The organism is Halocynthiibacter styelae (genome assembly GCF_016123485.1).
In the GTDB taxonomy this organism is placed as follows: domain Bacteria; phylum Pseudomonadota; class Alphaproteobacteria; order Rhodobacterales; family Rhodobacteraceae; genus Halocynthiibacter; species Halocynthiibacter styelae.
The window spans coordinates 48324-55084 of record NZ_JADCKQ010000017.1 but is presented as its reverse complement, the minus strand read 5'-3'; the positions used below and the strand labels follow the sequence as shown (position 1 = coordinate 55084).

Here is a 6761-nt window from a genome sequence, read left to right as displayed (position 1 = left end):
AAAGCGTTCATTGCGGGCCAGGCCGCCTGTGCGGTCCACGCTGCCCTGGCCATAGACATACCAGCTGAGCGCATCAGATGGGGTTGCGGTGTAACGCAGGGCCAGATCGGTGCGGGTGCCGGTATTGGTGGCATCCCCGGGGGTGACACGATCCAGATATTCCACGCGCCCCTGCATGATTTCTTCATGACCCGGTATGTCGCGGCCGATGCAGCGAATCTTTCTGTTGAGAAAGACCGTGTTGTCGAAATGTCCGAAATTCTGGGCTGATAGCACGGCTCTAAATTCAAATTGTCCTAGCTTTACAATCATGTAAGGTTGGGATTTTTTGTGTTTGGATGTAGCTTTGTGGCCAAACTGCAACAATCGCCTTGTTTGCCTGAGGATCCTGGTATGGTGGTTGGACTCTGGGCTTCGAGCGGCAGTAGCACAACCCTAGAAAAACAATACCTATGAGGCACGCAATGAAAAAAATCGCACTTTCCGCAGTATTCACCCTGACCACTTCCGCCGCTTTCGCTGGTGGCCTGGACCCGGTTCAGCCCGAAGAATCTGTAATCATGCCAGTTGAGACCATCGAAGAGCAGACTGTTTCTTCCGATCAGGGCATTCTGGTGCCACTGTTCGCACTGATCATGTTTGGCGCTGCGCTGACAAAATAAGCCTGAACATGTGATTTTCCGAAACCCCGTCTGCCTGGCACGCGGGGTTTTTTGTTGTCTGCTTAGTATCGGGTGCGCATCTGATAGCCCTGGTGGAATGTCATGCGGACAAAGGTGACTGGTGTTCCCTGAAACCAGGTTGTGCGTTCCATCTGAAACAGTGGCGCGCCCTGAGGCACATCCAGAAATTCAGACAGAGTTTCACCTGCCGCGATAGCGGTTGATGTCAGTTCGGCGTTGGAAAAAGGCACCTGCGAAAGCAACCATTCATTTGGCCCGGTTTCACTCAGGTCTACGTCGATCACATCCGGCACGGCAGCGATGTTGATCCAGCGTTCTTCGAACTGAAAGGGGCGATTGTCAGCATAGTGCATGCAGTTCAGATGCAGCACTTGTGCTTCGTCTTTAACGCCAATCCGCGCGCGCAGCCATGCAGGGGCAGTTATGACCGTCCGCTTCACCAGAGAGTAACGATACGCAGCATTCATTTCTTCAACGCTTTGCCGCACGACCGCAATTTCAAACACCGCCTGCTTTACCGGGGCGGCATTCACCCGCGTTCCGCTTTTGCGTTTGCGGTCCACGACGCCCTGATCTGCCAGTTCCCGCAAAGCACGGTTCACGGTTGCCCGGGCGCAGCCAAATTCTTCGGCAAGCTCAACTTCGGTGGGCAGCAGACTGCCCGGCGGCCAGTGGCGAGACTGTATCCGCGCCATTACGGTATCGCGGATATCCTGAAAGCTGCTTTTCTTCTGTGTCACGCCTGGCCTCACTAACTCTGTCACCGATGTAGCATCTCAGGCGCTGGCCAGCAAAGACTTCACCGCGGTTTTGTATTCCTGCACAATTGTGTCACGTGCCACATGTCGTCCGTCTTTCACCATGTGCCGCCCGGCAGACCAGAGTTCTGTTACCAGATCATCCCCGGCCGCGAAACACAGCCCGTCCAGAAGCTGATCATCCCGGAGGGCGCATAAGGCGGCTGTGTCACTGTTCATGGCGACCATGTCTGCAGTGGCGCCTTTCTCAATCCGTCCGGCATCCCGGCCAAGCGCCTGGGCACCACCGCGTGTTGCGCCGGTGTAAAGGAATTCTCCGACGGATCCGGCGTCTGGGATGATAACATTGCGGCCCAGATCGCGCAGGCGTTGGGAATATTCCAGCGTGCGCAGTTCTTCCGGCAGGGAAATGCGCACGTTAGAGTCTGATCCGACCCCAAACGCACCGCCATGCAGCATATATTCCATCCCGTTAAAGGGGCCGTCGCCAAGATTTGCTTCGGTGATCGGGCACAGCCCGGCCACTGCGCCAGAACGCGCCATGTTGCGGGTTTCATCAGTTGTCATGTGGGTTGCGTGGATCAGGCACCATTGCTGATCAACCGTGGCGTTCTGCAAAAGCCATTCCACCGGGCGCGCGCCAAGCCATGCCTGAATATCTTCGACTTCTTTCGGTTGTTCGGAAATATGGATGTGAATGGGGGCGTCGCCCGCGATTTTCAGAACGTCTGCCAGGTCATCGGGGGATGTCGCCCGCAGGGAATGCGGCGCGATTCCGACCCTGGAGTCATTGGGCAGGGTGTTCGTTGCGATGCTTCGGGCGTCCTCAACCAGTTGCGCAAAGGCTTCTACCGAATTGCCAAACCGCGCCTGGCCGTCGCTCAGCGCAACCTTCCCCGCGCCGCCGTAGCTGTAAAGCACTGGCAGATGTGTCAGGCCAATGCCGGTTTGTGACGCCGCCGCAAAGACGCGCTGGCTTAGCTCTGAACGGGCGTCATATGGGGTGCCATCTTTTTGATGGTGCACGTAATGGAATTCCCCGACAGAGGCGTAGCCTGCTTCCTGCATTTCCATAAAGACCAGGGCTGCAATCGCCTGATACTGTTCCGGCGTGATATTGCGGGCGAAGCGATACATCAGTTCGCGCCAGGTCCAGAAGCTGTCCTTTCCCGCTGCGCGCACCTCTGTCATTCCGGCCATGGCGCGCTGAAAGCTGTGAGAGTGCAGGTTGGCGAGCGCGGGCAGAAGCACATCAACCTGCAGATCATTCGCCTGTGGAATGGTGTTGCTTTGCAGGTTTTCGATCCGCCCCCCTTTCAGGGTCACGCGGAGATTTTCTTCCCAACCGTTCACAGTGCGGGCGCGTCTGGCGAAAATTACCTGCATTTATTATCCTTATGTCTAGACATAATAGCTTTAAACTCGTAAGTTCCATCCCGCAAGACTAATATGAGGCTACGATGTCTGACAGTCGCCAATACATTCTGACGAACACCCGGATCGCAACGATGCAAGAGGGCCAGGACAGTTATGGTCTGATCCCGGATGGTGCGATTGTGGTGGAGAGGGATGCGATCCTTTGGAGTGGATCAAAAGCGGATCTGCCCAGGGAATATGCCGATGCACAGGTTCATTCGCTGGATGGCCGCCTGATCACGCCGGGTTTGATTGATTGCCACACGCATATCGTGTTTGGCGGTGACCGCGCCCGCGAATTTGAGATGCGCCTTGAAGGGGCAAGTTATGAGGAAGTCGCGCGCGCCGGTGGTGGGATCGTTTCCACTGTAAAAGCCACGCGCGACGCGGATCTTGAAACATTGGTGGCCGAGGCCTTGCCACGTCTTGATGCGTTGATTGCCGAAGGGGTCACAACGGTTGAAATTAAATCGGGCTATGGCCTGGATCGCGAGACAGAACTGAACATGCTACGCGCGGCGCGCCGATTGGCGGAACTTCGTGATGTGCGGGTGAAAACCTCATTCCTTGGGGCGCATGCGGTGCCTGCGGAATATGCGGGACGGGCGGATGCCTATATCGATGACGTTTGTATTCCCGCGCTTCAGGCAGCCCATGCAGAAGATCTGGTCGATGTGGTTGACGGGTTCTGCGAAGGCATTGCATTTGATGCCACCCAAATCCGCCGCGTGTTCGAAGCCGCAAAAGCGCTGGGCTTGCCGGTGAAACTGCATGCGGAACAACTGTCCAACATTGGCGGCACACAACTGGCTGCGGAATTTGGCGCTTTGTCTGCCGACCACGTGGAATACGCCACAGATGACGATGCCGCCGCGCTTGCGAAATCCGGCACTGTTGCGGTGATCCTTCCTGGCGCTTTTTACACCCTGCGTGAAACACAAATGCCGCCGATTGACAGCTTTCGCAAACATGGCGTGCCCATGGCGCTGGCGACGGATTGCAACCCTGGTTCATCCCCGATGACGTCATTATTGCTGACCATGAACATGGGCTGCACTCTGTTTCGCATGACCCCGGAGGAAGCCCTGGCAGGCGTCACACGCAATGCGGCACAGGCGTTGGGCATGACAAATCAAGGGCAAATCGCCCCCGGCATGCGCGCTGACCTGGCGATCTGGGACGTGAAACATCCGGCTGAACTGGCCTATCGCATCGGCTTTAACCCGCTACACAAACGTATTTCAGGAGGGGCGTTATGATCACCCTGACACCCGGCACCGCAACACTTTCTGTGCTTGAAGATATCTATCGCAATATGCCGGCTGTGCGTTTGGATGACAGCGCGCGCGCGCCGGTTCAGGCCGCCGCCGACATGGTGGCAGAGGCCGCCGCTGGCGAGGCCGCCGTTTACGGCATCAACACAGGTTTTGGCAAACTCGCCAGCAAGAAAATCGCCCCGGAAGACACGGCCACTTTGCAGCGCAATCTGATCCTCAGCCATTGCTGTGGCGTGGGCGAGGCCCTGTCCGAAGACAAAACACGTCTGATGATGGTGCTGAAACTGCTGTCCCTTGGGCGTGGTGCCTCTGGTGTGCGTTGGGATATTATCGCGCAAATCGAAAACATGCTGGCCCACGGCGTGATCCCGGTTGTGCCGTCGCAAGGGTCTGTTGGTGCGTCCGGCGATCTCGCCCCGCTTGCCCATATGGCCGCCGCGATGATTGGCGCGGGGGAGGCGACCTGGCAAGGTACGCGGATGAATGCGGCAGAAGCGTTGGAAAATGCTGGATTAGAGCCTGTTATTCTCGGTGCGAAAGAAGGCTTGGGCCTGATCAATGGCACGCAGTTTTCCACCGCCTGTGCGTTGGCCGGATTGTTTGATGCCTGTCGTATGGCGAAAGCATCTATGGCGATTGCGGCTCTGACGACTGATGCGATTATGGGGTCCACCGCACCGCTTGTCGCAGATATTCACAGCCTGCGGGGCCATGCGGGTCAAATCGATGTTGCCGCCGGAATGCGGGCGATTATGGACGGCTCTGAGATCCGTGAAAGCCACCGCGACGACGATACCCGCGTGCAGGATCCGTATTGCATCCGCTGTCAGCCTCAGGTCGTTGGCGCGGCGCTGGACGTGATCCGCATGGCCGCCCGCACGCTAGAGGTGGAAGCAAATGCTGTCACCGACAATCCGCTGGTTCTGGTGGATGAGGGACGTATCGTATCTGGCGGGAATTTCCATGCGGAATATGTGGGCTTTGCAGCGGATCAGCTGGCTTTGGCAATTGCCGAGATTGGCGCCATTGCCCAGCGTCGCGTCGCGCTGATGGTGGATCCGACATTGTCCTATGACCTGCCGCCGTTCCTGACCCCTGATCCCGGCCTGAATTCCGGCTTTATGATTGCTGAAGTTACGACCGCCGCGCTGATGAGCGAGAACAAACATCTCGCCAATCCCTGTGTGACCGATTCAACGCCAACCAGCGCCAATCAGGAAGATCACGTGTCCATGGCGGCACATGGGGCGCTGCGGTTGAAACGGATGAATGACAACCTGTCGGTGATCCTTGGGGTCGAGTTGCTGTGCGCCGCCCAGGGCGTTGAGGCCCGTGCGCCTTTGCAAACATCGGCTGCGCTGAAAGCTGTGATCGCGACATTGCGGGTGCAGGTCGCTACGCTGAACGAGGATCGTTACCTTGCCCCGGATATTGAAACCGCATCTAAAATGGTGCGCGACGGCGTGATTGCGCAGGCCGCCGGCGTGGAGGTGTCCTTGTGATTGAGGTTACGCGCGGAGACAGCCCGCTGGTTCTGGGCTTGCCCCATACCGGCACCGATGTGCCCGCGGATGTTCTGGCGACGTTTAACGAAACGGGGCGCGCGCTGGCGGATACGGATTGGCATATTCACAGGCTATATGATGGGCTGGTGGACGGTGTCACATCTGTGCGCACGCCTGTGCATCGATATGTGATTGATGTGAACCGTGATCCGGGTGGAAATAGTCTCTATCCGGTGCAAAACACCACAACTCTATGTCCGCTGACAGATTTTGATGGCCAGGGGATCTACAAGATTGGGATGGAACCGGGTGCGGCCGAAATCGCAAGCCGCCGCGAGAGGTTCCATAAACCTTATCACGTGGCCCTTGCGGCGGAGCTGGACCGTGTGCGCGGGCTGCACGGTTTTGCGTTGCTCTATGACTGCCACTCGATCCGCTCCGGCATTCCGTTTCTGTTTGACGGCACCCTGCCGGATTTCAACACCGGCACGAACAGTGGGGAAACCTGTGATCCCGCGATTGAAGCGCTGGTGGTGGATCGCTGCGCCAGTGCGGAAGGTTACACATCTGTTTTAAATGGCCGGTTTAAAGGTGGCTGGACGACACGCAATTATGGTCGGCCCCATGAAGGCTTTCACGCAATCCAGATGGAGCTTGCGCAATCAACCTATTGTGAAGAACAGGCGCCCTGGGCCTGGGATACAGCAAAGGCAGATCATTTGCGCAAACATTTGCGCGCCATCTTGACTGACTTGAAGAACTGGAGCCCCGCATGAAATACCTCGCCTTTGCCGCCGCACTTCTGACCACCCCGGCCATTGCCGAAGAAACCCGTTTGACCGGCCCTGAAATTCAGGAACTGCTGCCGACCATTGTTGTGACCGGCAACCAGACCTGGCAGAATTTCGACCTGAATGGCGACACGCGTTACGACGATGCACGCGGCCCATCCCACGGCTGGTGGGACGTGCGCGGCAATCAATATTGTTCCGCCTGGGGTTCACGCGAGCCATCTTACTGGAGCTGCTATCAGGTCTGGCGCGATGGCGAGACATTGATCTGGACGAATGACTCCGGCCATCGCACCGAAAACCACATACAACCCCGCCAGAATTAACAGGA

General features: G+C 57.3%; 7 protein-coding genes. 5 read left to right on the top strand and 2 right to left on the bottom strand.

The window, feature by feature from the left end; translation table 11 throughout:
* Positions 1-464: 464 nt before the first annotated feature.
* A complete protein-coding gene (locus H1D41_RS16850) occupies positions 465-662 on the top strand; it encodes a hypothetical protein (RefSeq protein ID WP_228850017.1) in 198 nt (65 codons plus the stop codon).
* Between the two features lie 62 nt (positions 663-724).
* Here the strand turns inward: H1D41_RS16850 and H1D41_RS16845 are convergent, their stop codons facing one another.
* Both H1D41_RS16845 and H1D41_RS16840 read right to left on the bottom strand, forming a co-directional pair.
* On the bottom strand, positions 725-1423 hold the full coding sequence (locus H1D41_RS16845) for a GntR family transcriptional regulator (RefSeq protein ID WP_228850016.1): 699 nt from the start codon (positions 1421-1423) through the stop codon (positions 725-727).
* Positions 1424-1459: 36 nt separating this feature from the next.
* Positions 1460-2827 (bottom strand): formimidoylglutamate deiminase, encoded by a 1368-nt coding sequence (locus tag H1D41_RS16840; RefSeq protein ID WP_228850015.1) that lies wholly within the window; start codon positions 2825-2827, stop codon positions 1460-1462.
* Positions 2828-2901: 74 nt separating this feature from the next.
* On the opposite strand from H1D41_RS16840, the gene hutI reads away from it, so the two are divergent.
* From hutI to H1D41_RS16820, 4 genes are read left to right on the top strand one after another with little or no spacing between them, the layout of a single operon-like run.
* Positions 2902-4116, top strand: coding sequence for an imidazolonepropionase (gene hutI, locus H1D41_RS16835; RefSeq protein ID WP_228850014.1), 1215 nt, complete (start codon positions 2902-2904; stop codon positions 4114-4116).
* Entirely contained in the window at positions 4113-5636 is a 1524-nt protein-coding gene (gene hutH / locus H1D41_RS16830) for a histidine ammonia-lyase (protein ID WP_228850013.1), read from the top strand. Before hutI ends, hutH begins: the two co-directional genes overlap by 4 nt.
* Positions 5633-6415, top strand: coding sequence for an N-formylglutamate deformylase (hutG, locus tag H1D41_RS16825; RefSeq protein ID WP_228850012.1), 783 nt, complete (start codon positions 5633-5635; stop codon positions 6413-6415). Before hutH ends, hutG begins: the two co-directional genes overlap by 4 nt.
* Positions 6412-6756: a hypothetical protein gene (locus H1D41_RS16820; RefSeq protein ID WP_228850011.1), complete on the top strand. Its 345-nt coding sequence runs from the start codon at positions 6412-6414 to the stop codon at positions 6754-6756. The genes hutG and H1D41_RS16820 overlap by 4 nt, the downstream gene beginning before the upstream one ends.
* Positions 6757-6761: the final 5 nt, after the last annotated feature.